The following is a 24,263-nucleotide window of genomic DNA, read 5'->3' as shown; positions in this document are numbered from 1 at the left end:
CACCCGTGTGCGGGGCGCGGGCACCGGGCGGCAGTGACCCAGTACCTCCGAGAGGGTACCGGACCGTCAAGAGATGGTCATGTCAGCGCAGGTTGGCGACCTCGTCGACGGACGTGCCGCTGTCCACGAGGAACTTCTCGCAGCGCTCGGCCTCGTCGGACTCCCCGATCGCCTCGGCGGCCTCCGCGAGCGCGAGCAGCGCGCGCAGGAAGCCCTCGTTGGGGGCGTGCGTCGCGGGGATCGGGCCGCGACCGTGCCAGCCGGCGCGGCGCAGCGCGTCGAGCCCGCGGTGGTAGCCGGTGCGCGCGTAGGCGTACGCCGCGACGGGGTCGCCCTCGTCGCGCAGCGCGCCCTCGGCCAGCAGCGCCCACAGGAGCGACGACGCGGGTGCGGCCGGGACCGCCTCGCGCGGCGTGGAACCGCTGGTGAGAGCGGCCCGGGCGTCGGCCTCGGGGCCGTCCGCGGGCAGGAGCGTGGGGGCGGGACCGTCCAGGAGGTTCTCGTGGCTCATGCCGTCAGTGTCCCCCAGGTCGGGCCGTGTTCCGCGTGCGGCTCCTCGGGGGCGCGACTACAGTCGTGCCGCCGAGCTGGACCGCTGTTCGGCACGCGCCCCATCCCCCTCACCGACAGGGCGACATGATCGAGATCTCGACCTCCTCGACGACGACCACGCTCACCGTCGAGGGCGACCTGGACCTGGCCGAGCGCGACCAGTTCCCGGAGATCGCCGCGCGCGTCGTCGGGCTGCGCCGCCAGCTGCTGGTCATCGACATGTGCCGCGTGACCTTCATGGACTCGACCGGTGCGGCGTTCCTCATCTCGCTCGCCGACGCCGGCCGCAAGCGCGGCGGCGCGACGGTGCTGCGCGGGGCGGACCAGCGCGACCTCTTCGTCATCGAGATCTGCGGCGCCCTCGAGCTGTTCCGTATCGACGCGGAGCACCACTGCGACGCGGGCGTCGCGGACTCCGGGTTCCGCCGCCCGGACGGGGCGTCCGCCCCCGCCTAGCAGCGGGCCGTCACGACCCCGGCAGGGTGCCCGGGCGCACCTTCGCCCACACGAGCTTGCCGCCGCGCGACTGCCGCCAGCCCCAGTCGGCCAGGCGCTCGACGATCTGCATCCCGAACCCGCCCACGCGCCCGGGGTGGCCGTCGGTGGTGACGGGCGGCGCCGGGTTGGCGTCCTCGACCTCGATGCGCAGCCCGTCCCCCGTGTCGTACAGCTGCAGCGACACGTGCCCGTAGCCGTGCAGCACGGCGTTGGCGACGAGCTCCGAGACGACCAGCTCCGCGTTCGCGGACTCCTCGATCCCCCAGGCCTGGCACGTCCGGACGACCGCGTGCCGCGCCCGTCCGATCGACGCCGCCTCGCTCGGCAGGGACCAACGGCGCCGGCGCGGGCTCCGTGTGCGCTCGGAGGCGTCCAGCACGGACGGCACGCGGACGACGACCACCGCGACGTCGTCCTCGGGGTGGTCGGCCAGCCGGGACAGCAGCTCCTCACCGACCCCCGCGGCGTCGCGCGCCGTCACCGCCGCGGCCACCGCGGACAGCGCCTCGAGCCCCTCGCGCAGGCCCCGGTCGCGCCGCTCGATGAGCCCGTCCGTGTAGTAGACGAGGACGTCGCCCGGGTCGAGGTCGACGCTCGCCGTCGTCCGGCCCGCCCCGCCGAACCCGATGAGCGGGCCGCCCGCGGCTCCGAGCTGCGTGACCTGGCCGCCGCGGACGTGCAGCGCGGGCAGGTGGCCGGCGCGCGAGTACTGGAGCTGCCAGGTCCCGTCGGTCCGGGTGAGCGTGGACAGGACCAGGCCCGCCGGGCGCGGCACCCGCATCCCGGCGACGAGCTGGTCGACGCGCTCGAGCACCGGTCCGGGCGTCGTGATGTCGAAGATGTACGAGCGGACCACCGAGCGCAGCTGGCCCATGGAGGCCGCGGCCTCCACGTCGTGCCCCACGACGTCCCCGATGACGACCCCGATGACGTCCGGACCGACCTGGAGCACGTCGTACCAGTCGCCGCCCACCTGGGCGTTCTCCGAGTTCGGCGCGTAGTACGTCCACACGTCGAGCCCGTCGACCTCGGCCTGCTCGGGCAGCATCGCGCGCTGCAGCGTCTCGGCCAGCCGGTGCTCACGGTCGTACAGCCGGGCGTTGTCGATGACCAGGCCGACGCGCCGGGCGGTCAGGTCGAGCACCGTGCGCACCGAGGCCTCGATGTCGCGGAGCCCGGCGCCGTCGTGCGCGTGGACCGCCAGCACGCCCAGCACGCGACGGCGGCCCGGCAGCGGGAACACGAGCACGCGGCGGTCGTCGCCGGGCTCGGACCCTCCCAGCTCGTGGTCGATCTCGTGCGCCAGCCACGCGGAGGCGGTGCCGACGCCGTACGACCCACCGAGCTCGAGCTCGATCGCCCGGTCGAGCTCGGCGTCGAGCAGCTGCTGGACGGCGTCGGGGCGGACGTCCAGCGCAGCCGGTCCCTCGCCGTGCCGGGTGCCCTTGCCGGTCGGGGGGTTCGAGGCGTCGATGCCGTCGGCCGCACGCAGGCCGCCGTCGTTGAGGTAGAAGCCTGCCCAGCCGACCACGGACCGGCGCAGCATCGCCGCGATCTCGCGCAGGGCGTGCGGGTCGTCGACGTCCATGAGCAGGTCGGACACCTGAGCGATCAGCCCGAGGCTTCGCCGCTCCCGCCGCTCGGCCTCCACCAGCGCCGCCTGCTCGGCGTCGTGCGAGAGCTGCTCGGTGAGGTCCTGCAGCGCGGCGACCCAGTGGGTCAGCGCACCGCCGTCCCCGGACCGGACGGGCGACAGCGCGGCGCGGCACGCGAACTCGGTGCCGTCGGCCCGGCGCAGGGTGAGCGTCCGCGTGACGGGCTGCTCCGCGCGGACTGACGATCGCAGGGCACCCAGCTCCGGCGGCCCGAGCGACGAGTCGCGCGCGATGTCCGCGTGGCGCCGTCGTGCCTCGTCCAGGCCGTACCCTGTGACCCTCTCGAAGGCGTCGTTGACCCACACCACGGGCAGGTCGGGCTGAGTCGCATCCAGCAGGGCGATCGGCACGGAAGTAGCCCGCAGGGCGCGGTCACGGACGTCGGCGAGCTGGCGATCGGGGAAAGGGGCAGCGTGGGAGTTGACCGCTACCACCTCCGATCGTCTAGCGTGCTGAACAGGCAGGTCGTCGAGAATCCGGCGCCGGGCCCATGCGGTTGTCAGCGAAAGGAGCGCCGTGCGCGACGGTAACAGCACGATCCCCGACGGGCCTGCGGACGTCTCGAAGGACGACCACGGCACGGGGATCGTCGGCGAGCCTGGTGCGGTCCACGTCATCGTGGGCACCGACGCCACTCGCATCGTGCTCTCGGGGGAGGTCGACGCCGACCTCGGTCCCGAGCTCCAGGAGGCGACGGCGGAGGCCGAGCAGGTGGGCCTGCCCATCGAGGTCGACGCCCACCACGTCACGTTCATGGACTCGTCCGGCGTCGCGTTCCTCGCGCGCCTGTCCATCCGGTCGCAGCACCGGGTCCGCCTGCTGCGCGTGCCGCCCACCGTGCGGTTCCTGCTCGAGGTCACCCGCATCGGCGAGCTGCTCGACGTCGTCGAGGGCGACGAGTCGGAGTTCCAGCCGGTGGGAGACACCCAGAGCTAGACGCACGAGAGGCCCCCGTCGCGACGGGGGCCTCTCGTCTGTCCGTGCTCAGGCGCCGAGCGACTGCCCGGCCGAGCGGAGCTGCTGCGCGGCCTCGACCAGGCGCTGCGCCATGCCGGCCTCGGCGAGCTTGCCCCAGGCGCGCGGGTCGTAGGCCTTCTTGTTGCCCACCTCGCCGTCGACCTTGAGCACGCCGTCGTAGTTGCGGAAGAAGTGGTCCGCCACCGGACGGCTGAACGCGTACTGCGTGTCCGTGTCGATGTTCATCTTGATGACGCCGTTGTCGACGGCCTCGGCGATCTCGGCCTCGGTCGAGCCGGAGCCGCCGTGGAAGACCAGGTCGAACGGGTCCGCCTTGCCGATCGCGTCGCCGACGGCCTTCTGGATGTCCGCGAGGATCGACGGGCGCAGCTTGACCGCACCCGGCTTGTAGACGCCGTGCACGTTGCCGAACGTGAGGGCCGTCAGGTAGCGACCCTTCTCGCCGGCGCCGAGCGCCTTGACCGTCGCCAGGCCGTCCTCGACCGTCGTGTACAGCTTGTCGTTGATCTCGGCGGTGTGGCCGTCCTCCTCGCCGCCGACCACGCCGACCTCGATCTCGAGGATCGTGCGGGCGGCGACGGAGAGCTCGAGGAGCTCCTCGGCGATCAGCAGGTTCTCGTCGAGCGGCACGGACGAGCCGTCCCACATGTGCGACTGGAACGTGGGCAGCTTGCCGGCCTTGACCTGCTCGACCTCGAGCGCGAGCAGCGGCCGAACCCAGGAGTCCAGGTTCTGCTTGGCGCAGTGGTCGGTGTGCAGCGCGACGGTGATCGGGTAGCCCTTGGCCACCTCGGCCGCGTAGGCCGCGAGGGCGAGCGAGCCGGCGACGCGGTCCTTGACGGTCGCGCCGGACGCGTACTCCGCGCCGCCGACCGACACCTGGATGATGCCGTCGGACTGCGCCTCGGCGAAGCCCTGCAGCGCGGCGGTGACGCTCTGGGACGAGGTGACGTTCACGGCCGGGTAGGCGAACTTGCCTGCCTTCGCCCGGTCGATCATCTCGGCGTATGCCTCGGGGGTGGCGATGGCCATCTGCAGCATCTCCTGCGGTTCGTGGGAGGGGGGTATCACCAAGATTCTGGCACGCCCGCCGGGTTGCCCGGCCGGGACGTTCTACCCCTGGACACCCGACGCGTGCTGCCCGATCCACGCGTGCATCGCGATCGCGGCGGCCGCTCCGGCGTTGATCGAGCGGGTCGACCCGAACTGCGCGATGTGCAGGACGTCGACGACCGCGTCGCGCGCGGCGTCGGACAACCCGACCGACTCCTGGCCGAACAGCAGCACGCACGCGCGCGGGAGCGGGTACCCCTCGAGCGCGACGGAGCCCGGCAGGTTGTCGACGCCGAGCACCGGCAGCCCCGCGTCTGCGGCCCAGTGCAGCAGGTCGTCGACCGTCGGGTGGTGGCGGACGTGCTGGTACCGGTCGGTGACCATGGCGCCGCGGCGGTTCCAGCGGCGGTTGCCGACGATGTGCACCTCGGCCGCGAGGAACGCGTTGGCGGTGCGGACCACCGACCCGATGTTGAGGTCGTGCGCCCAGTTCTCCACGGCGACGTGGAACTGGTGCCGCCGGGTGTCCAGGTCCGCGACGATCGCCTCGACGGTCCAGTACCGGTAGCGGTCGACCACGTTGCGCCGGTCGCCCTCCGCCAGGAGCTGGGGGTCGTAGCGGTCGTCGAGGGGCGCGCCCGCGCTGTCGAGGACAGGCCACGGACCGATCCACGGGCCGACCCCGACCTCCGCGCGCTCCTCGTCCACGGGCGCCACGGTAACCGGCGACGGGCCCGGGTCCCTCCCACCCGGGCCGCGTCGTCGGAAGCCCCGTCAGGCCAGCGAGACCTCCAGCTCGACGACCGCCCAGCTCAGGGGCGGCAACCGCAGGCTGACGCTGCCGTCGTCGGCGCGCACGCCGTCCAGCGGGACGAGGCCCACCCGGTCCTGCGCGTCCTGCGTGTTGGACGCGTGCCGGTCGCCCCCGTCGGGCACGGTCAGCACCTCGGCCCGCGTGACCCGGCCCGCGGCCCAGCCGCGCAGGTCGACCGCCACCTCGGCGTCCTCGTCGAGACCCCGGTGCGCCAGGAACAGGGCGACGCGGCCGTTCTCCTCGTCCCACGTGGCCGACACGTCGACCAGGTCCACGTCGTCGAACCGCGCGGTCTCGTAGCGGTCGGACGTGACCGCGGTGCGCAGGACCACGCCCTTCGCGAGGGCCGCCGTGCGCGCGAACGGCCAGAAGATCGACTGCCGCCAGGCGGGGCCGCCCTCCTCCGAGCGGATGGGCGCGATGACGTTGACCAGCTGGGCCTGGTTGGCGATCTTGACGCGGTCGCCGTGCCGCAGCAGCGAGTTGAGCAGCGTGCCGACGACCACCGCGTCGGTCACCGAGTACTCGTCCTCGATGATCCGCGGGTGCTCCTTCCACACGCCGGCCTTCTCGATGACGTGCGGCTGGTCCTCGGTCTCCAGGCCGGTCTGGTACCAGACGTTCCACTCGTCGAACGAGAGGTTGATGTGCTTCTTGTGCTTGCCGCGGGCCCGCACCGCGTCGGCGGTGGAGACGACCGACTCGATGAAGTAGTCCATGTCCACCGCGCTGGCCAGGAAGCTCGCGTGGTCGCCGTCGTGCTCCTGGTAGTAGGCGTGCAGCGAGACGTAGTCGACCTGGTCGTAGGTGTGCCCGAGCACCGTCTGCTCCCACGCGCCGAACGTCGGCATGGCGGAGCTCGACGAGCCGCAGGCGACCAGCTCGATCCGCGGGTCGACCAGCCGCATGGCCTTGGCCGCCTCGACCGCCAGCCGGCCGTACTCGTCGGCGGTCTTGGCACCCATCTGCCACGGGCCGTCCATCTCGTTGCCCAGGCACCACAGCTTGATGTCGAACGGGTCGTCGTGGCCGTTCTTGCGCCGCCGGTCCGACAGCTCGGTGCCGCCGGGGTGGTTGGCGTACTCGACGAGCGCGCGGGCCTCCTCGACGCCCCGGGTGCCCAGGTTGACGGCCTCCATGACCTCGACCCCGGCCACCCGCGACCAGTCGACGAACTCGTGCAGGCCGAACGCGTTGGTCTCGACCGTGTGCCAGGCGCCGTCCAGGCGGCGCGGGCGGTCCGGGCCGACCCCGTCCTCCCACGCGTACCCGGAGACGAAGTTGCCGCCGGGGTACCGGATGACGGTGGCGCCCAGCTCCTTGACCAGGTCGAGGACGTCGCGGCGGAAGCCCTGCTCGTCGGCCGTGGCGTGGCCGGGCTCGTAGATGCCGGTGTAGACGCACCGACCCATGTGCTCGACGAACGACCCGAAGATCCGTCGGGGGACCTCGCCGACGACGAAGTCGCGGTCGAGCGTGACACGTGCGCGGGACATGGAGCTCCTCAGTGTTCTCGGAAAGCGGGGGGCTACTGGCCGCCGAAGCCGGTGGTGGCGAAGCCCTTGATGATCTGGCGCTGGAAGAAGAGGAAGACGACCACCAGCGGGATCGCCGCGAGCACGGCCGACGCCATGACCTGCGCGTACTGCAGGCCGTAGGCGCTCTTCACGGTCTGCAGCCCGACGGGCAGCGTCATGAGCGACGAGTCGCTGGTGGCGATGAACGGCCACAGGAAGTTGTTCCACGCGCCGATGAACACGAAGATCGCGACGGCCGCGAGGATGGGCCGCGACAGGGGCAGCACGATCGACCAGAACACCCGCAGGCGTCCGGCGCCGTCGATGCGGGCGGCGTCCTCGAGCTCGATCGGCACCTGGTCGAAGAACTTCTTGAGGATGAACACCATGGCCGGCGCGACCACCTGGGGCAGGATGATCGCCCAGTAGGTGTCGACGAGGTTGAGCGTCAGCATCTCGTAGAACAGCGGGACGATGAGCACCTGCGGCGGGATGATGATCGACGCGATCATCCCCCAGAACAGCCAGCGGCGGCCCGCGAAGTCGAGCCGGGAGAAGCCGTAGGCGGCCAGCGCCGACACCACCAGCGTGATGAGCGTGATCGCGGTGGCCGTCACCAGGCTGTTCCAGGTCCAGAGCGGGATGTTCCCCTGGCTCAGCACGCTCTCGTACGCCTGCGTGGTGAAGCCGCTCTTCGGGAAGAACGACACGGGCGTCGCGGCCGCGTCCGTCTCGGACTTGAACGAGGTGACGAGGGCCCACAGGAAGGGGAGCAGCCACAGCAGGGCGAGCACGACGAGGGCGACGAGCGCGCCGATGCGGCCCGGGCTGGCGAAGCGCTCCCCGATGCGCAGACCTGCGCGCTCGGCGAACCGGCCGCGAGGGTGGTGGACGACGCGCTGGGTGGTGGGCTCGGTGGCGATGGCGGTCATCAGGCGCTCCTCCTGGACGTCAACCGGACCTGGCCGATCGAGATGATGACGATGAGGGCGAAGAAGATGTACGCGATGGCGGACGCGTACCCGAACCGGTAGCCGGTGAAGCCGGTCTCGAAGATGTACATGACGACCGGCCGGGTGACGCCGGCGGGACCGCCGTTGGTCATGACGTAGATCTGGTCGAAGACCTTCAGCGAGGCCAGGATCTGCAGCATCATGATGAGCACCGTGGTGGGGCCCAGCTGCGGGACGGTGATCGAGCGCAGCTGCCGCCACCTGCCGGCGCCGTCGAGGGCCGAGGCCTCGTACTGCTGCTCCGGGATGTTCTGCAGGGCCGTGAGGTAGAGCAGGAAGTTGAACCCGACGGTCCACCACGTGGTCATGACGACCACGGCGAACATGGCCCACGTCGGATCTTGCAGCCAGGCGACCGGATCGATCCCGAAGGCCCCGAGCAGGTAGTTCACGAGCCCGAGCTGCGGGTTGTACATCCAGATCCAGATCTGCGCGGCGACCGTCGACGCCAGCAGGAACGGCATGAAGAACGAGAGCCGCCACAGCCACTGGCCGGGCAGCCCCTGGTGCACGAGAAGAGCCAGCACGAGCGCGACGATGACGAGCGGGATCGTCGACAGCACCGTGAACCACAGGGTGTTGAGCAACGAGCGCCACATGATCGGGTCGCGCAGCGCCTCGGCGTAGTTGGCGAAGCCGATGAGCTCGCCGTTCGCGCCGGTGATGCTCTCGCCGGTGAAGCTGAGGTAGAAGCCGTGGACGAGCGGCCAGATGAGGAACATCGCGAAGACGATGACGAAGGGCGCGACGAACGCCCAGCCGATCCGGTTGTTGCGGGCGCGAGCGTCACGCGCGCCGGACCGGACCTGCTCCGTCGAGCCTGCGCGCGTGCCGGTGGCGACGCTGAGAGCTGCGGTGGACATGTTCGACTCCTTCCGGTCAGACGGGGTTCGGCTTGGCGAGCTGGACGTTCACGCGGCGGACGAAGGCGTTGAAGCCGTCCGCGGCGTCGGACTTGTCGAGGTAGACGCCCTGGACGGTCTCGAGGAAGTAGTTCTGGAAGTCGCTGCCCGAGCCCGTGAACCACGCCTCGGGGTCGTAGTTGAGGATCTCGGCGGCGGGCGCGTAGTGCGCCTGCGGCAGGAGCGCCTGGTACTCGGGGCTCTGCACGACCGGCTGGAACGCGGGGATGTGCCCGGCCTCGGCCCACGCCAGCGAGCTGGTGAGGATGTCCGCCACGAAGCGGTACGTCTCCTGGCGCTGCTGCTCGTTCGGGCTCGACTGGTGCGGGAGCGTGAACGCGTGCGAGTCGGCGTAGGCCGCCGGGGTGCCGAACAGGGTCGGGATCGGCTGGGCGTCGAAGTTGATGCCGGCGTTCTTGGCGGTCGGCAGCTCCCACACGCCGGTGAAGAACATGCCGCTCTCTCCCGACATGAACTCGGAGACGGCGGTGCCGTAGTCGCCGCTCGCCGTGCAGATCGTGCCGTCCAGCAGCTGCTGGACGAACTCGAGGGACGACACCGCGGCGTCCTGGTCGACCTCGGCCCGCGGGCCGGAGAGGTCGAAGTCGGCGCCGTGCTGCTTGTAGAACGTGTAGAACAGCCGCCACATCTGGGCGCCGTCACCGAGGTAGCCGTACGACAGCCCGTGCTTGCCCGTGACGGACTGCATGGCCCGGGCGACCTCGAGGAACTGGTCGGGGCTGTCGATCGGCGCGAGCTGCCCGTCGGACCCGAGGACCCCGGCCTTCTCGGCCACGTCGAGGTTGTACATCATGATGAACGGGTGCGAGTCGAGGGCGATCGAGTACTGCTTGCCGTTCAGCCCGCCCTTGGCCCACACGCGGTCGAGGAAGTCCGACTGCTGCACCCCGTTCTCGGCCAGCAGGTCGAGGTCCCAGGGATCGAGCAGCCCGCCCGGCGCGTACCCGGCCACGCGTGAGGCGTGCATGATCGCGGTGTCGGGGGCGCGGCCGCCCACGCTCGCCATGGCCAGCTTGGTGTAGTACGGCGCACCCCAGGCCAGCACGGTCTGGGTGGCCTCGTAGCCGTGGTGCAGGGCGTTGACCTCGTCGACGAGGCCCGCCATGTTGATGCCGTCGCCGCCGCTGAGCAGGTGCCAGAACGCCAGCTGGCGGACGCCGTCCGCGGCCGAGGCGTTCGGGGCGCACCCGGCGAGCGAACCGATCGCGGCGACACCGCCGACGGCGGCGAGGGAGCCGACCAGCATCTGGCGGCGCGTGATGCCCTGTCCGGGCGGGGGTGGTGCCGCGAGCGTGCGCGGCCGATGGTGCAGTGCCATGCCCTCACTCCTTCGTGAGACACAACTTCCGGTGCAGGTCCGGCGTCGTTGCCGTGCCCGATTCGTAGCATTACATCGTTGGAATGGATCCGCAACAGGTCCGCGCGACCTCAGTCAGGTGGGTCGTGACCTCAGCCGGTGCTGGCGCGAACCACCAGGCGGTGGGGGAAGACGATCTGCCTGGCCGGGCGCCCTGGGTCGTCGATGCGGTCGCTCAGCAGGTCCAGCGCCGTCGTCGTGTAGGCCCTCAGGTCGAAGGCCACCGTCGTCAGTGGTGGCACCGCGTACCGGGCGCCGGCGATGTCGTCGAACCCCGCGACGGCGACGTCGTCGGGGATCCGCAGACCGCTCTCCCACAGCACGCCGAGCACCCCGAACGCCATCGAGTCCGTGAAGCAGAAGAAGGCGTCCGGGACCTCGTGGCTCGCCAGGAACGCGCGGGCGGCGGCGACGGCCTCCGCGGTGGTCCAGGCGGCCGTCGGGATCTCGAGCGCCGGGTCGTGGTCGAGGCCGGCGGCCGCCAGCGCCAGCCGGTACCCCTCGGTGCGCTGGCGCGCCGCCGCCGTCTCGATCAGTCCCGGCGTCCCGACGATCGCGATGCGGCGGCGGCCCGTCGCGATCAGGTGCGCGGTCATGTCCTGCGCCGCCTGCACGCTGTCGACGCCGACGTGGTCCGCGCGGTCCTGCACCACCTCGCCGATGAGCACCGTCGGGGGCAGCGGACCCGCGACCACCGGGACCGCCGAGTCGGCCAGCGACACCGGGTTGAGCACGAGCCCGTCGACCAGGTGGGACCGGGCGCGGGACAGAAGCGCCCGCTCGCGCGCCGGCTCGGCGGCCGTCTCCTCGATCTGCACCGACCAGCCGCGCGCGTGCCCCTCCTCGACGAAGTGGTGCGCGAGCTCCGCGGAGTACGCGGTCGACAGGTCGGGCAGGGCCAGCGCGATCAGGCCGTACCGACCGTTGCGCAGGCCCCGCGCCCCGAGGTTGGGGACGTAGTCCAGCTCGGCGAGGGCTCGCTCCACCCGTTCCCGCGTCTCCGGGCGCACGAACACGACGCCGTTGATGACGTTGGAGACGGTCTTGGGCGACACGCCCGCCCGGGCAGCGACGTCCTTCACGGTGGCGCGCACGGCGCCATTGTTCAGCATGGGTAGATCCCGGACCGCACAGGGTCCGCACATCTCACCCTCGGACCGCCCACGGGCGGCGCCGTAGGCTGGGCGCCATGATGACGACCGCTCTCTCGGCCGCCGGACCGCTCGGGGCCCTCGGCCCCGACTTCCTCGACCCGCAGCACCTGATCGACTCGTTCGGGACCTGGGTGCTCCTCGGCATCATGGCGATCATCTTCATCGAGGTCGGCCTGCTGTTCCCGATCCTGCCCGGTGACTCGCTGCTGTTCACCGCCGGCGCCCTGGTGGCCCAGGACAACCTCGAGATCAAGATCAACATCGGGGCCCTGATCGCGATCCTCATCCTGACCGCCTACGCGGGCACGCAGACCGGGTACCTCATCGGCCGCAAGCTCGGCCCGAAGGTGTTCAGCAAGCCCGACTCGCGGTTCTTCAAGCAGAAGTACATCGACCAGACGTACGCGTACTTCGACAAGTACGGTGGCCGGACGCTGATCGTGGCGCAGTTCATCCCGTTCGTGCGCACGTACGCGTCCGTCGCCGCCGGCGTCGGCAAGATGCCCTACCGGCACTTCGCGTTCTTCAACGCCATCGGCGTGATCCTGTGGGCCGGCGGCGTGACGCTGCTCGGCTACCTGCTGGGCAACATCGCGTTCATCCGGGACAACATCGAGGCGCTGCTGGTCCTCGTCGTCCTCATGTCCGTGGTCCCGGTGCTCATCGAGGTGTGGCGCAAGCGTCGGCACCAGAAGACCGGCGAGATCACCGAGGACGGGCGCGACCTGCGCTACGACGAGCAGTCCGAGCGCGACGAGGTCGAGCGCAAGGCGTTCGGCGCGTGACGCACCACGGGCCGCGGGAGATCCGGTCGTGGCTGTCCGACATGGACGGCGTCCTGGTCCACGAGGGCACGGCGCTGCCCGGCGCGGCCGAGTTCGTGCGCGCGCTGCGCGACAACGACCGCCCGTTCCTCATCCTCACGAACAACTCGATCTTCACCACGCGCGACCTGCGCGCACGGCTGGCCGCCTCCGGGATCGACGTCCCCGAGGACGCCATCTGGACCTCGGCACTGGCCACGGCGCAGTTCCTCGTCGACCAGATGCCCAGCGGCTCCGCGTACGTCATCGGCGAGGCGGGCCTGACCACCGCTCTGTACGAGGCGGGCTACACCCTCACGGCCGCGCAGCCCGACTTCGTGGTGCTCGGTGAGACCCGGACCTACTCGTTCGAGGCGATCACCCAGGCCATCCGGCTGATCCAGGGTGGCGCGCGCTTCATCGCGACCAACCCCGACGTCACCGGCCCGTCGGCCGACGGCGACCTGCCGGCCACGGGAGCCGTCGCCGCCATGATCAGCGCGGCGACCGGGCGGCAGCCCTACTTCGTCGGCAAGCCGAACCCGATGATGATCCGGTCCGCGCTCAACCGGATCGACGCGCACTCGGAGACCACCGTCATGGTCGGCGACCGGATGGACACCGACGTCGTCTCGGGCATCGAGGCCGGGCTGCGCACGTTCCTCGTGCTCTCCGGGTCCACCCGGCTGGCCGACGTCGAGAGCTTCCCGTTCCGGCCGACCGAGATCCTCGACTCCGTGAAGGACCTGATCGAGCGCGTCTAGCGCCCGACCCGGCCCCGGAGCATCCTGGAGCCAGGGCCTCCGCCGGCCCGTCCGGAGGCCCTGATGTCCGCTGCGGAAGCCGTCCCGTCCGCCTCGGACCGTCGCGCCGCGGTCGTCGAAGGGACCGTGCGGTCCGCCGCCGCCGGTGCCGGCGCGGGCCTGGTCGCCGGCGTGGCGACCGGCATGCTCGCCCGGCTCGTCATGCGCCTGCTCGCCGCGACGTCCCCTCACGCCCGGGGGATGACGACCGACGACCTCGCCACCGTCGGCGTGATCTCGGCGAGCGGCACCCTGGCCCTCCTGGTGCTCACCGCGCTCCCCGGCGCCGCGGGCGGGCTCGTGTACGCGGGCGTCCGGCACGCGCTGCCCGGGACCGCGACGCAGCGCGCGCTGACCTTCGGCGCGGTCGGGGCGCTGCTGATGGGGTCGAGCATCGTCAAGGACGCCGAGTCGGTCGACTTCGGCGTGCTGCAGCCGGCCTGGTTCGCCGTGGTCGCGTTCACGCTGCTGCCCGGCTTCGGCGCGTGGTTGGCCGCGGCGCTGGTCGAGCGGTGGCACGCGTACGGCGAGGCGCGACCGCGGTGGCTCGACGGCGTGGTGGTCGTCGTCGGCGGGCTCGGGCTCCTCGCCTGCTTCCCGGTCTCCCTGCCGCTCGTCGTCGCGGCCACCGTCGTCGCCCAGGTCCCGGCCCTCGCGCGGGCGTGGTCGGGCGCCCTCGGGCAACTGCTCGTCCGCGTCGTGCTCGCCCTGCTGGCCCTCGACGGGCTGGCCGCCGACGTCGTGTCGATCGTGACCCGGACCTGACGGGTCAGAAGCTGACCTCGGGCGCCGCGCGCACGCTGGGCTCGTCGGCCTCGAAGTACTCGGCCCGCTCGAAGTGGAACATGCCCGCGATGATGTTCGGCGGGAAGCTCTCGACCTTGGTGTTCAGCTCGCGGACGTTCGCGTTGTAGAACCGGCGGCCGGCGGCGATGCGGTCCTCGGTGTTGGTCAGCTCGGCCTGCAGCTGCTGGAAGTTCTCGCTCGCGCGCAGCACCGGGTACGCCTCGGCGACGGCGAACAGCCGGCCGAGCGCCTGGGTCAGCTGGTTCTCCTGCACAGCCTGCTCGGCGGGGCCCGCCCCCGGGGCGGCCGCGGCGGCGCGGGCGCGCGCGACCTCGTCGAACACCCCACGCTCGTGGGCCGCGTAGCCCTTCACCGACTCGACGAGGTTCGGGATGAGGTCGTGCCGGCGGTGCAGCTCGACGTCGATCTGCCGCCAGGCCTCCTGCACCAGGTTCCGCAGGCGCACGAAGCCGTTGTACGTGGCGACCGCCCAGATCAGCACGATCACGACGATCACGGCGAGGACGATCAGGACGATGACACCGGTGCTCACAGCAGGGCCTCTCAGAGGTCGGGCAGGTCAGGCGATCGTAGCGTCGGGCGCGGTCAGATGGTGTGCTCCGCAGGGTCGTAGCCGTGGTCCTGCCACACGTGCCGAGGGATCGACCGCACGATGCTCGACAGCAACCCGAGCCGCGGCGCGAGGCGGTCCAGGTCGGTGGTGCCGGTCTCCCACGACAGGATCCAGGTGCCGTCGATCCGCCAGGCCGCCGTGCGCGCGTCGGGCCGCAGCAGCCGCTCCATCAGGCGCGGGTGCACGATCGCGTGCCCCGTCCGCGCGTCGGAGGCGGCGACCCGGAACGCCCGGTTGAAGTCGTCGGACTCGAACTGGATGTCCTGGGCGCCCACCAGCTTGGCCAGCAGCGCGCCGATCCCCTCCGGCGTCACCTCCACGGTGGGCAGGTACGTCGGCAGGACGAGGCCGACGACGTGCGCGCGGTGCGTGGAGCGGTTCTTCCCGCTGCCCGTGGTCCACGCGTAGGTGAAGGACAGGGCGGGCATCGACTCGAACGGGCCGCGCAGCACCTCGGTCGCCCGGCGTGCGCTCCCCTGACCGAAGGGCTGCCCCTGCGAGATGTCCGTCAGCTCGCGCTCCGACTCCGCGTACGTCCAGCCGTTGCGGAGCGCCCACGCCCGGAACCGCTCGTGCCGCTTGTGCTGCAGCCAGATGCTGCCGACGAGGAGCGCGACGCCCGCGACGAGGGCGAGGACGAACAGCAGCGGGAAGCCGGAGTCCGCCACCCGCGTCAGGCCAGACCGAGGTCCGACAGGCTGAACAGGTAGTGGTACGGCACGCCGAGCGCCTCGATCTTGGCCTGGGCACCGGTGGCGCGGTCGACGATCACCGCGACGCCCAGCACCTCGGCGCCGACCTCGCGCGCGGCCTCGACGGCCGCGATGGGCGAGCCGCCCGTGGTCGACGTGTCCTCGAGGACGACGACCTTGCGGCCGGCGATGTCCGGGCCCTCGATGCGGCGCTGCATGCCGTGCGCCTTGGCCTCCTTGCGCACGACGAACGCGTCGAGGTCCTGCCCGCGGCTCGCGGCGGCGTGCAGAAGGCTCGTCGCCACGGGGTCCGCACCCAGGGTCAGGCCGCCGACGGCGTCGATCTCCGCCGTGCCCAGTCCGACCTCCTCGAGCCGGTCGAGCAGCAGGTGCCCGATGAGCGGCGCGGCGCGGTGGTGCAGCGTCACGCGGCGCAGGTCGACGTAGTAGTCGGCCTCACGGCCGGACGACAGCGTGACCTTCCCGTGCACGACCGCGAGGGTCTTGATGAGCTCGAGCAGCTGCTCGCGGGGCGTCGGGGAGAGGTCGGTGCTCACGGCGGCCAGGCTACCGGGGCCGCGCGGCCGCCGGGCCTGCTCGGTCGGCGCTCTGCTCAGTCGGCGGTCTGGAGGTCGACGTCCTGCTCCTGGAACGCCCGGCGGTACCTGCCGAACGCACGGACGGCGCTGCGCGGGGCGAGGCGGGCGAGCGCCGACAGCGTCTGGTAGCGCAGGCTCGGCGTCGAGATCACCGCCCCGCGGCGGACGTCGGCAAGGCCCGTGGCCACGACGTCCTCGGCGTTCAGCCACACGATCTCGGGGTAGGCGGTCATGTCGATCTCGCCGCGGTCGTGGAACTCGGTGTGCACGAAGCCCGGGCAGAGGGCGGTCGCCGTGACGCCGGTGTCGCGCAGCTCGACTGCGAGGCCCTCGGTGAACACGCGGACCCACGCCTTGTGCGCGGAGTAGGTGCCCGACGCGAGCAGGGCGGCGACGGACGCGACGTTGAGGATCGCCCCGCGGCCGCGCTCGACCATCGCGCCCGCGGCGGCGTGCGACAGGACGAGCACGGCGGTGACCATGACCGCGAGCGCGGACTCCTCGGCCTCGAGGTCGCCGGTGACGAACCGCTGGTTCAGGCCGAGCCCGGCGTTGTTGACCAGCAGGCCGATCGGACGCTCGGTGGCCCGGAGGCGGTCGGCCACGCGCTCGACGTCGGCGCGGACGGACAGGTCGGCGACAAGCACCTCGGCGCGGATGCCCGCGGCCGCCTCGAGCTGCGCGGCGAGGCGCGTCAGGCGCTCCTCGTTGCGCGCGACCAGGACGACGTCGTGCTTGGCCGTGGCCAGCTGCCAGGCGAACTCCAGACCGAGGCCGGCGGACGCGCCGGTGATGAGTGCGGTAGCCATGGGCCCACCCTACGGAGCGCCCCGGACCTCGCGCGCGCTGCCGGGGGTGACGTCGGGAGCACTGTGGACGGCGGGCCGTCGGGCGTCGGCGGCGGCACGTAGGGTGTGCGGCGTGACTGACGGGTGGGGTGGGGACGTGCCGGACTGGCCGCTGGACGAGGAGCCGCCGTTCGACCCGTTCTACGACGCCGCGCCGCCCGAGCACGAGCCCGCGCGTCGCGAGCGTTCCGCTCCCCCGCCCCGCCCGGACATCCCGCGCGAGGTCGCCCAGGTGCTCGAGCCCGAGGCGGCCCTGGCCGCGGCGGCCGAGGTGCTGCACAGCGTGTGGGGGTACGACGCCTTCCGCGGCGAGCAGGCCGAGATCATCGACACCGTGGTCCGCGGCGGGGACGCGCTGGTGCTCATGCCCACCGGCGGCGGCAAGTCGCTCTGCTACCAGGTCCCGGCGCTGGTCCGGCAGGGCACGGGCGTCGTCGTCTCCCCCCTGATCGCCCTCATGCAGGACCAGGTCGACGCCCTGTCCGCGCTCGGGGTCCGGGCGGGCTTCCTCAACTCGACGCAGCAGTCGTTCGAGCGGCGCAAGGTCGAGGACGCCTACCTCGCGGGCGAGCTCGACCTGCTCTACCTCGCGCCCGAGCGCCTGCGCGTGCCCGAGACGATCGAGCTGCTGGACCGCGGGACCGTCGCGCTGTTCGCCATCGACGAGGCGCACTGCGTGTCCCAGTGGGGGCACGACTTCCGGCCCGACTACCTGCAGCTGTCGATGCTGCACGAGCGCTGGCCCGAGGTCCCCCGGATCGCGCTGACGGCCACGGCCACCGAGCAGACGCACGCGGAGATCGCGCAGCGGCTGCAGCTCGGGGACGCCAAGCACTTCGTCGCCAGCTTCGACCGGCCCAACATCCAGTACCGGATCGCGCCGAAGGACAAGCCGCGCGACCAGCTGCTCAACCTCCTGCGCACCGAGCACGAGGGCGACGCCGGGATCGTCTACTGCCTGTCCCGGAACTCCGTCGAGCAGACCGCGCAGTTCCTGGTGGACCACGGCGTGCCGGCGTTGCCGTACCACGCGGGCCTGGACCGCCAGGTGCGCGCCCGGAACCAGTCGAGGTACCTGCGCGAGGACGGGATCGTGATGGTCGCGACCATCGCGTTCGGCATGGGCATCGACAAGCCCGACGTGCGATTCGTCGCTCACCTCGACCTGCCCAAGTCCGTCGAGGGCTACTACCAGGAGACGGGCCGCGCGGGCCGCGACGGGTTGCCGTCGACGGCCTGGCTCGCGTACGGGCTGGCCGACGTCGTGCAGCAGCGCCGCATGATCGACACGTCCGAGGGCGACGCGGCGCACAAGCGTCGGCTGACCGCCCACCTGGACGCGATGCTCGCGCTCTGCGAGACGGTCTCGTGCCGGCGGGTGCAGCTGCTCAACTACTTCGGCCAGCCGTCCGAGCCCTGCGGCAACTGCGACACCTGCCTGAGCCCGCCCGAGTCGTGGGACGGAACCGTCGCGGCGCAGAAGCTCTTGTCGACCGTCGTCCGGCTCGAGCAGCGCGGGCAGCGGTACGGCGTCGGGCACCTGGTCGACATCCTGCGCGGCAAGGTCACGCCGCGGATCACGCAGCTCGGGCACGAGTCGCTCTCGACGTTCGGCGTGGGGCAGGAGCTCTCCGACGGCGAGTGGCGGGGGGTCGTGCGGCAGCTGCTCGCGATGGAGCTGCTCGGCGTGGACACCGAGGGCTACGGCACCCTGCGGCTGGCACCCGACAGCGCCGACGTGCTGCGCGGCGCCCGCGAGGTCCGGCTGCGGCGCGAGACGGAGAAGGTGGTGCGGGCCCGCGGGTCGCGCTCCGGCCGGCCGACCGCTGCCGCCGACCTGTCCGACGACGCGCTCGAGCTGTTCGAGGTGCTGCGCGCGTGGCGGGCGGGGGTCGCGAAGGAGCAGGGCGTGCCGGCGTACGTGGTGTTCCACGACGCCACGCTGCGCGAGGTCGTGACGCAGCGGCCGACGTCGCTCGAGGCCCTCGGCGGGATCAGCGGGATCGGCGCCGCGAAGCTCGAGCGGCACGGACCGGGACTGCTGGCGGCTCTGGCGGGCGAGGGCGAACCGGCCTGACGCTGCCGGTCAGGCCTTCCCGAACCGGCGGCGCTGGAGCTCGCGGACCTCGTCGGCGAGCTCGGGGACCGGGCCCTCGACCGGGATGCCCGGCGCGACCGTGGTGATCGGCAGGACGGCGACCGGCCCGGCGGGGATGCCCCACTCCGCCCGCCACGCGGCGGTCTGCTCGGCCGACGTCGCGTAGACGATCCGGCCCAGGCCGACCCACGCGTGGGCTGCCGCGCACATCGGGCAGTGCTCGCCCGACGTGTAGACGGTCGACGACGCGCGCTCGTCCGGTGTCAGGTGGGCGGCCGACCAGCGGGCGATCTCGAGCTCCGGGTGGCGGGTCTCGTCGCCACCCTTGACGCGGTTGCGGTCCTCGAAGCGGACCCGGCCGCCTGCGTCGACCAGCACCGAGCCGTAAGGCTCGTCGCCGTCGTCGAGGGCCTCGCGGGCGAGCTCGACCGCTCGCCGCAGCTGGGACAGGTCGAGCTCCGTGAGCGTCATCGGCCCACCGTCGCGGCCAGCACGCGTGCGCGCAACCCGTGCCGGTGAGCGACGAGCGAAGCCCGTAGGTCGACCGACCACGGAGGTTCTGCGGCCGGACCGTCGACCTCCAGGTGCGCCAGGCTGGCGAGCCCGCGGACCGCGACGACCGCGCTGTGGAGCGGGAGCGCAGCGACCTCGTCGTCCCCGAGCGGCCGGACCGTCCGGTACCCGGCCACGAACTCCGCGAGGAGCTCCGGGTGCGCCACCCCGACGGGCTGGTCACCCACGAGGTCGCGGACGGCCGACGCGATGTCCTGGACGAACGGGCCGGTGCGCGCCTCGTCGGCGTCGAACGCGACCGGTCGACCGCCGCTCCACCGCAGGTTGTCCAGCTCGAAGTCCCCGTGGAGCGTGCCGTGCGGGAGCCGCCGCTCGTCCGCGTCGGCGAGGACGGCACGGGCCGCGACCAGGACGTCGGGGGCGTCGGCGCAGGCCCGCGCGAGCGCCGGCAGGTCGAGTGGCGGAGGTTCGCGGGCGGGACCGAGGGCGGGCGCGTCGCGGTGCAGTCGCGCCAGCGCGGCTCCCCAGCGGGCGGCGAGCGCCGGCGTGAGGTCGTCGAGCCCGAGCTCCACCCCGGGGGCTGCCGGGACGGCAGTGGCGTGCACGTCGCCCAGCTCGGTCGGCACGGTCTCCACGAGGCGCCCGGCCGCAGACGGCACCGGCGCGACGGTCGACCCGTGCGACGCCCACGCCGCGAGCAGCCGCGCGGGAGCCTCCAGGTCCCGGACGGTCCGCAAGGACGCCGGGACAAAGCGCAGGTACATCACGCCGCGCGGGTCGACGCCGGGCGGCACGACGAAGACGTGGGTCGCGCTCGACCGCTTCCACCTGGCGGCGCCGGGCGCGATGCCCCACCGGTCGGCGACGGCATCGGCCACGGGGCTGCGCCAGGACTCGTCGACGGTCACGTCGACCCGGGCGATCTCGGCGAGCGGGAGCATCAGCGCATCCTCTCCGCGCGGGGCGCGCGGCGTCACGGCGTTTCTTGCGCGCCGGCTGAGACGGCCCAGCCCCTACGGTGGACCCGCACGCAGGGGGCGGTGAGCCGCCCGACACATCACGAGCGCGCCGACGCCGTCGTCGGCCGGACGGAGCACGCATGTCCACGGGCCACGAGGACCTGACACCGGGTGGGACGACGACGAACGCCCGTGGTACCGCCATCCGCTCGGCCGAGGTACTGGTCAGCAGCCCGGACCGCAACTTCGTCACCCTGCGGCTGACCACCGAGGACGGCGTGGTCGGGCTCGGGGACGCGACGCTCAACGGCCGCGAGCTCTCGGTGGCGTCCTATCTCGCGGACCACGTGGTGCCGCTGCTGATCGGGCGTGACGCGCACCGGATCGAGGACACCTGGCAGTTCCTCTACCGCTCGGCGTACTGGCGGCGCGGGCCGGTGACCATGGCCGCGATCGCCGCCGTCGACGTGGCGCTCTGGGACATCAAGGCCAAGATCGCCGGGCTGCCGCTCTACCAGCTGCTCGGGGGCGCCAGCCGGACCGGGATCATGGCCTACGGGCACGCGAGCGGTCGCGACCTGCCCGAGCTGTTCGACTCGATCCGCCACCACCAGGAGCTCGGCTACCGGTCCATCCGCGTGCAGACCGCCGTCCCGGGCATCGACGCGGTCTACGGCGTGGCCGCGCAGCCGTCGTCGTCGGGCCGGTACGACTACGAGCCTGCCCAGCGCATCCCGCTGCCGGCCGAGGAGGACTGGGACACGCGGGCCTACCTGCGCCACATCCCCGGCGTGTTCGAGGCCGTCCGTCACGAGTTCGGGCCCGAGCTGCCGCTGCTGCACGACGGGCACCACCGCATGACTCCGATCCAGGCCGCGCGCCTGGGCAAGGACCTCGAGCCCTACGACCTGTTCTGGCTCGAGGACTGCACGCCGGCCGAGAACCAGGAGGCGCTGCGCCTGGTCCGGCAGCACACGACCACGCCGCTGGCGATCGGCGAGGTGTTCAACACCGTCTGGGACTACCAGACGCTGGTGCGCGAGCAGCTCATCGACTACGTGCGTGGCGCGGTCACGCACACGGGTGGGATCACCGCGCTGCGCAAGGTCCTCGACTTCGCGGCGCAGTACCAGATCAAGTCGGGCATCCACGGGCCGACCGACATCTCCCCGGTCGGCATGGCCGCGGCTCTGCACCTCGACCTGGCGATCCACAACTTCGGCATCCAGGAGTACATGCAGCACGGCGCGCGCACGAACGAGGTGTTCCGGCAGTCGTTCTCGTTCACGGACGGCTACCTGCACCCGGGCGACGAGCCCGGGCTCGGGGTCAGCTACGACGACGAGGCCGCGGCCGGTTATCCGTACGTGCCCGCCTACCTGCCGTTCAACCGGCTCAAGGACGGCACCGTGCACGACTGGTGAGCGGTCGACGGGCTGAGCGGGCCCGCCCGGCGCAGACTCGGGGCATGTCGATCAGCACGCAGGTCCAGCTCGTCCGTCGGCCGCAGGGGTGGCCGGTCCCCGAGGACTTCCGCACCGTGACCGTCGACCTGCCGGAGCTCGGCCCGGACCAGGTCCGGGTGGCCAACGAGTTCCTCTCCGTCGACCCGTACATGCGCGGCCGCATGAACGACGAGGAGTCGTACACGCCGCCGTTCGCGCTGGGCGCGACGATGACGGGCGGGGCGGTCGGGCGCGTCGTCGCGTCGACCTCGGACGCGGTCCCCGTCGGCGCGGCCGTGACGCACGACCTCGGGTGGCGGGACGTGGCGCAGGGCGAGGTCGGCCGGTTCCGCGTGGTCCCGGGCGGCGTCCCGCTGTCGGCCTACCTCGGCGTGCTCGGGATGACGGCGTTCACCGCGCACCTCGGGCTGCTCGAGATCGCGCAGATGAAGCCCGGCGACGTCGTGTTCGTGTCCGGGGCGGCCGGCGCGGTGGGGTCGATGGTCGGGCAGATCGCGCGGCTGAAGGGCGCGTCGCGCGTGATCGGGTCCGCTGGGTCGGCCGAGAAGGTCGCGCTCGTGCAGGAGAGGTACGGGTTCGACGCCGCCTTCGACTACAAGGACGGACACGTCTACCGGCAGCTCCGCAGCGCGGCACCGGACGGGATCGACGTGTACTTCGACAACGTCGGCGGCGTGCACCTCGAGGCGGCCCTCGGCACCCTGAACCGGGACGGGCGCGTCGCGGTCTGCGGGGCGATCTCCGGGTACAACGAGGAGCAGGCGCAGCCCGGCCCGCGCAACATGGCGCGGATCATCCAGCAGGGGCTGACGCTGCGGGGCTTCACCGTCGGGTTCCACACCCAGCACTACCCGGCGTTCCTGGCCGACATGCGCGAGTGGTTCACCACCGGGCAGATCTCCTACGACGAGACCGTGGTCGACGGCCTCGACCATGCGGTCGACGCGTTCCTCGCGATGATGCGCGGCGAGACGACCGGCAAGACCGTCGTCAGGCTGTGAGCCAGGGCGTCGCCTGACCTACGCCTGTGCCCGTGCCTGTGCCGCCACGGTCGCGACGAGCTCGGTCCCGTGCTCGAGGAAGATGTCGCGCGCCAGCACCGCCAGGGCGTCGGCGTCGCGACGGGGCACCTCGGTGAGGATCGCCGCCATCCGCCGGGACTCCAGCTCCGGCGCCCCGCCGACGAGCGCCCGCATGCGGGTGACGTGCACGCGGTACCGGTCGACGCTCTCCACCAGCACCGCGTTGTCGCAGCGCTCCAGGATCAGGTCGAAGAACCCGGGGGCGACGGGGGCGGACGCGAGGGCGCCGCTGCCCGCCTGAGCGACCCACTCCCGGTCCTCGTCGGTCAGGTTCGGCGCCGCCAGCCGGGTCGCCAGGCCGAACAGCTCCGCGAGCACGACGACGATCTGCTGGAGCCGCGCGGGCTCGACGGGCGCGACGGTGTAGCGGCGGCCGACGTCGATGCGTACGAGGCCGATCTCCGCCAGCCGCTGGAGCACCTGCCGCACCGGGGTGCGTGAGACGCCGAGCGTCTCGGCCAGCTCCGCCTCGCGGAGGGTCTCCCCCGGCTGCAGGTCCCCGCTGACGATCGCGGAGCGGACCGTCGTGACCAGCTGGTCGGTCAACGACGTGAGCCGGAGCGGTTCCTTCGGCGGACTCAGTGGCACGGACAGCTCCTACGGCTCTGGAACGACTCCCGAGGGTAGCCCGGCGCCGCAGGTCGACGGAGGACCAAAGTCAGGACCAAGGTCCCTGCATACCGGTATACCGGGGTACCAGTATGGAGTCATCGGTGCAGATGCACCAGGGATACGCGGGTCGAGAACCCGCACAGGGAGGAACGACCGTGAACCGCACCAAGTACCGGATCGGCGCGATCGCCACGAGCGCAGCGCTGCTCAGCGCCGTCGCCGTGCCGGCGATGGCGAGCGACCACTCCGACCAGACGTCGGAGAGCAGCACCGCCCAGGACGTCGTCCTGGTCGACGACGGCGCGGCGCTGGACGAGACCGCCCCCGTCGACAGCGACGTCGTCGCCGACGAGGCGCCGGCAGAGGTTGTCGACGAGGCGCCGGCCGAGGAGGCCCCCGCTGAGGAGGCCCCCGCCGACGAGACCGTCGTCGACGACGCCCCCGCGATCGCCGAGGAGGTGCCGGCTGACGTCACCGAGCCGGTCGTCGACGAGCCCGCCGCGGTCGTCGCGCCCCTCGCCGTGACGTCGGTCCACTCGACCGACAAGGTCGCTGCCGGGTGGGCCATGGAGGACCGCACCTTCGGTCACCACGAGTACGTCAAGAACGGTCTGCACGTGTGGACCGAGGCGGGCACGGCCAACCCCGGCCTGACCCAGTCGAAGGCCGCCGGCTACGTCGCGGCGAGCTTCCCGCTCTCCGACGCCGTGTCGACGAGCATCGACTTCGCCTCCTACTCCGGCGTGCGCCCGAGCGTGCAGCTGGCCGTCGACCGCGACGGCAACGGCACCTGGGACGGCTACCTCGTCTACGAGCCGTGGGCCTACGGCGACGGCAACTGGTGGACCTCCAAG

General features: G+C 72.3%; 24 protein-coding genes and 1 pseudogene. 9 read left to right on the top strand and 16 right to left on the bottom strand.

Translation table 11 applies throughout. From position 1 onward, the window contains the following. Positions 1-82: 82 nt before the first annotated feature. The gene (locus tag AC1DT4_RS07580; protein WP_477089170.1) at positions 83-511 is read right to left on the bottom strand and encodes a DUF3151 domain-containing protein; all 429 of its coding nucleotides are present in this window, start codon (positions 509-511) and stop codon (positions 83-85) included. Positions 512-636: 125 nt separating this feature from the next. Between AC1DT4_RS07580 and AC1DT4_RS07575 the strand changes: the two genes are divergently transcribed. Beyond that, complete coding sequence (locus AC1DT4_RS07575; RefSeq protein WP_477089169.1) at positions 637-1,008, top strand: STAS domain-containing protein; 372 nt, start codon at positions 637-639, stop codon at positions 1,006-1,008. Positions 1,009-1,018: 10 nt separating this feature from the next. Here AC1DT4_RS07575 and AC1DT4_RS07570 read toward each other — a convergent pair whose 3' ends face one another. Further along, positions 1,019-3,055 (bottom strand): SpoIIE family protein phosphatase, encoded by a 2,037-nt coding sequence (locus AC1DT4_RS07570; protein WP_477089168.1) that lies wholly within the window; start codon positions 3,053-3,055, stop codon positions 1,019-1,021. Between the two features lie 166 nt (positions 3,056-3,221). Between AC1DT4_RS07570 and AC1DT4_RS07565 the strand changes: the two genes are divergently transcribed. Then, positions 3,222-3,641 (top strand): STAS domain-containing protein, encoded by a 420-nt coding sequence (locus AC1DT4_RS07565; protein ID WP_477089167.1) that lies wholly within the window; start codon positions 3,222-3,224, stop codon positions 3,639-3,641. 48 nt (positions 3,642-3,689) lie between these two features. Here AC1DT4_RS07565 and fbaA read toward each other — a convergent pair whose 3' ends face one another. From fbaA to AC1DT4_RS07530, 7 genes are all read right to left on the bottom strand, one after another. Then, positions 3,690-4,715 (bottom strand): class II fructose-bisphosphate aldolase, encoded by a 1,026-nt coding sequence (gene fbaA / locus AC1DT4_RS07560; protein ID WP_477089166.1) that lies wholly within the window; start codon positions 4,713-4,715, stop codon positions 3,690-3,692. 81 nt (positions 4,716-4,796) lie between these two features. Then, positions 4,797-5,444, bottom strand: coding sequence for a TrmH family RNA methyltransferase (locus AC1DT4_RS07555; protein ID WP_477089165.1), 648 nt, complete (start codon positions 5,442-5,444; stop codon positions 4,797-4,799). Positions 5,445-5,510: 66 nt separating this feature from the next. After that, positions 5,511-7,046 carry an arabinosylfuranosidase ArfA gene (arfA, locus tag AC1DT4_RS07550; protein ID WP_477089164.1) on the bottom strand — a complete coding sequence of 512 codons (1,536 nt, stop codon included), beginning with the start codon at positions 7,044-7,046 and terminating at the stop codon, positions 5,511-5,513. A 32-nt stretch (positions 7,047-7,078) separates the two neighbouring features. After that, positions 7,079-7,999, bottom strand: coding sequence for a carbohydrate ABC transporter permease (locus AC1DT4_RS07545; protein WP_477089163.1), 921 nt, complete (start codon positions 7,997-7,999; stop codon positions 7,079-7,081). Continuing rightward, the gene (locus tag AC1DT4_RS07540) at positions 7,999-8,943 is read right to left on the bottom strand and encodes a carbohydrate ABC transporter permease (RefSeq protein WP_477089162.1); all 945 of its coding nucleotides are present in this window, start codon (positions 8,941-8,943) and stop codon (positions 7,999-8,001) included. Before AC1DT4_RS07540 ends, AC1DT4_RS07545 begins: the two co-directional genes overlap by 1 nt. 16 nt (positions 8,944-8,959) lie before the next feature. Next, positions 8,960-10,321, bottom strand: a complete 1,362-nt coding sequence (locus AC1DT4_RS07535; RefSeq protein ID WP_477089161.1) for an extracellular solute-binding protein — start codon at positions 10,319-10,321, stop codon at positions 8,960-8,962. Between the two features lie 131 nt (positions 10,322-10,452). Further along, the gene (locus AC1DT4_RS07530) at positions 10,453-11,454 is read right to left on the bottom strand and encodes a LacI family DNA-binding transcriptional regulator (RefSeq protein ID WP_477089160.1); all 1,002 of its coding nucleotides are present in this window, start codon (positions 11,452-11,454) and stop codon (positions 10,453-10,455) included. 95 nt (positions 11,455-11,549) lie between these two features. Between AC1DT4_RS07530 and AC1DT4_RS07525 the strand changes: the two genes are divergently transcribed. The 3 genes from AC1DT4_RS07525 (at position 11,550) to AC1DT4_RS07515 (ending at position 13,885) form a co-directional block, all read left to right on the top strand. Beyond that, positions 11,550-12,299, top strand: coding sequence for a VTT domain-containing protein (locus tag AC1DT4_RS07525; RefSeq protein WP_477089159.1), 750 nt, complete (start codon positions 11,550-11,552; stop codon positions 12,297-12,299). Positions 12,300-12,340: 41 nt separating this feature from the next. After that, complete coding sequence (locus AC1DT4_RS07520; protein WP_477089277.1) at positions 12,341-13,081, top strand: HAD-IIA family hydrolase; 741 nt, start codon at positions 12,341-12,343, stop codon at positions 13,079-13,081. A gap of 63 nt (positions 13,082-13,144) precedes the next feature. Next, a complete protein-coding gene (locus tag AC1DT4_RS07515) occupies positions 13,145-13,885 on the top strand; it encodes a hypothetical protein (RefSeq protein ID WP_477089158.1) in 741 nt (246 codons plus the stop codon). Positions 13,886-13,889: 4 nt separating this feature from the next. On the opposite strand, the gene AC1DT4_RS07510 is transcribed toward AC1DT4_RS07515, so the two are convergent. From AC1DT4_RS07510 to AC1DT4_RS07495, 4 genes are read right to left on the bottom strand one after another with little or no spacing between them, the layout of a single operon-like run. Further along, on the bottom strand, positions 13,890-14,459 hold the full coding sequence (locus AC1DT4_RS07510) for a LemA family protein (protein WP_477089157.1): 570 nt from the start codon (positions 14,457-14,459) through the stop codon (positions 13,890-13,892). Positions 14,460-14,512: 53 nt separating this feature from the next. After that, a complete protein-coding gene (locus tag AC1DT4_RS07505; RefSeq protein WP_477089156.1) occupies positions 14,513-15,208 on the bottom strand; it encodes a type III secretion system chaperone family protein in 696 nt (231 codons plus the stop codon). 5 nt (positions 15,209-15,213) lie between these two features. After that, complete coding sequence (gene pyrE / locus AC1DT4_RS07500) at positions 15,214-15,789, bottom strand: orotate phosphoribosyltransferase (protein ID WP_477089155.1); 576 nt, start codon at positions 15,787-15,789, stop codon at positions 15,214-15,216. 56 nt (positions 15,790-15,845) lie between these two features. Next, entirely contained in the window at positions 15,846-16,640 is a 795-nt protein-coding gene (locus AC1DT4_RS07495) for an SDR family NAD(P)-dependent oxidoreductase (protein ID WP_477089154.1), read from the bottom strand. A gap of 103 nt (positions 16,641-16,743) precedes the next feature. Here AC1DT4_RS07495 and recQ point away from each other — a divergent pair, with 103 nt between their 5' ends. After that, positions 16,744-18,756: a DNA helicase RecQ gene (gene recQ / locus AC1DT4_RS07490; RefSeq protein ID WP_477089153.1), complete on the top strand. Its 2,013-nt coding sequence runs from the start codon at positions 16,744-16,746 to the stop codon at positions 18,754-18,756. Positions 18,757-18,765: 9 nt separating this feature from the next. Here recQ and AC1DT4_RS07485 read toward each other — a convergent pair whose 3' ends face one another. Together AC1DT4_RS07485 and AC1DT4_RS07480 are read right to left on the bottom strand one after the other, a co-directional pair. Next, a complete protein-coding gene (locus tag AC1DT4_RS07485) occupies positions 18,766-19,248 on the bottom strand; it encodes a nucleoside deaminase (RefSeq protein ID WP_477089152.1) in 483 nt (160 codons plus the stop codon). Continuing rightward, positions 19,245-20,231 carry a phosphotransferase enzyme family protein gene (locus tag AC1DT4_RS07480; RefSeq protein ID WP_477089151.1) on the bottom strand — a complete coding sequence of 329 codons (987 nt, stop codon included), beginning with the start codon at positions 20,229-20,231 and terminating at the stop codon, positions 19,245-19,247. The genes AC1DT4_RS07485 and AC1DT4_RS07480 overlap by 4 nt, the downstream gene beginning before the upstream one ends. 158 nt (positions 20,232-20,389) lie before the next feature. Between AC1DT4_RS07480 and manD the strand changes: the two genes are divergently transcribed. Further along, on the top strand, positions 20,390-21,673 hold the full coding sequence (gene manD / locus AC1DT4_RS07475; protein ID WP_477089150.1) for a D-mannonate dehydratase ManD: 1,284 nt from the start codon (positions 20,390-20,392) through the stop codon (positions 21,671-21,673). A 44-nt stretch (positions 21,674-21,717) separates the two neighbouring features. Continuing rightward, the gene (locus tag AC1DT4_RS07470) at positions 21,718-22,716 is read left to right on the top strand and encodes an NADP-dependent oxidoreductase (RefSeq protein WP_477089149.1); all 999 of its coding nucleotides are present in this window, start codon (positions 21,718-21,720) and stop codon (positions 22,714-22,716) included. 18 nt (positions 22,717-22,734) lie between these two features. On the opposite strand, the gene AC1DT4_RS07465 is transcribed toward AC1DT4_RS07470, so the two are convergent. Beyond that, positions 22,735-23,385, bottom strand: a complete 651-nt coding sequence (locus AC1DT4_RS07465; RefSeq protein ID WP_477089148.1) for a GntR family transcriptional regulator — start codon at positions 23,383-23,385, stop codon at positions 22,735-22,737. A gap of 179 nt (positions 23,386-23,564) precedes the next feature. On the opposite strand from AC1DT4_RS07465, the pseudogene AC1DT4_RS07460 reads away from it, so the two are divergent. Further along, a pseudogene (locus AC1DT4_RS07460) lies at positions 23,565-24,263 on the top strand (hypothetical protein); the annotation flags it as partial.

The sequence above is a fragment of the Cellulomonas sp. P4_D11 genome (assembly GCF_056401915.1).
This window is presented reverse-complemented; position numbering and strand designations above follow the sequence as displayed.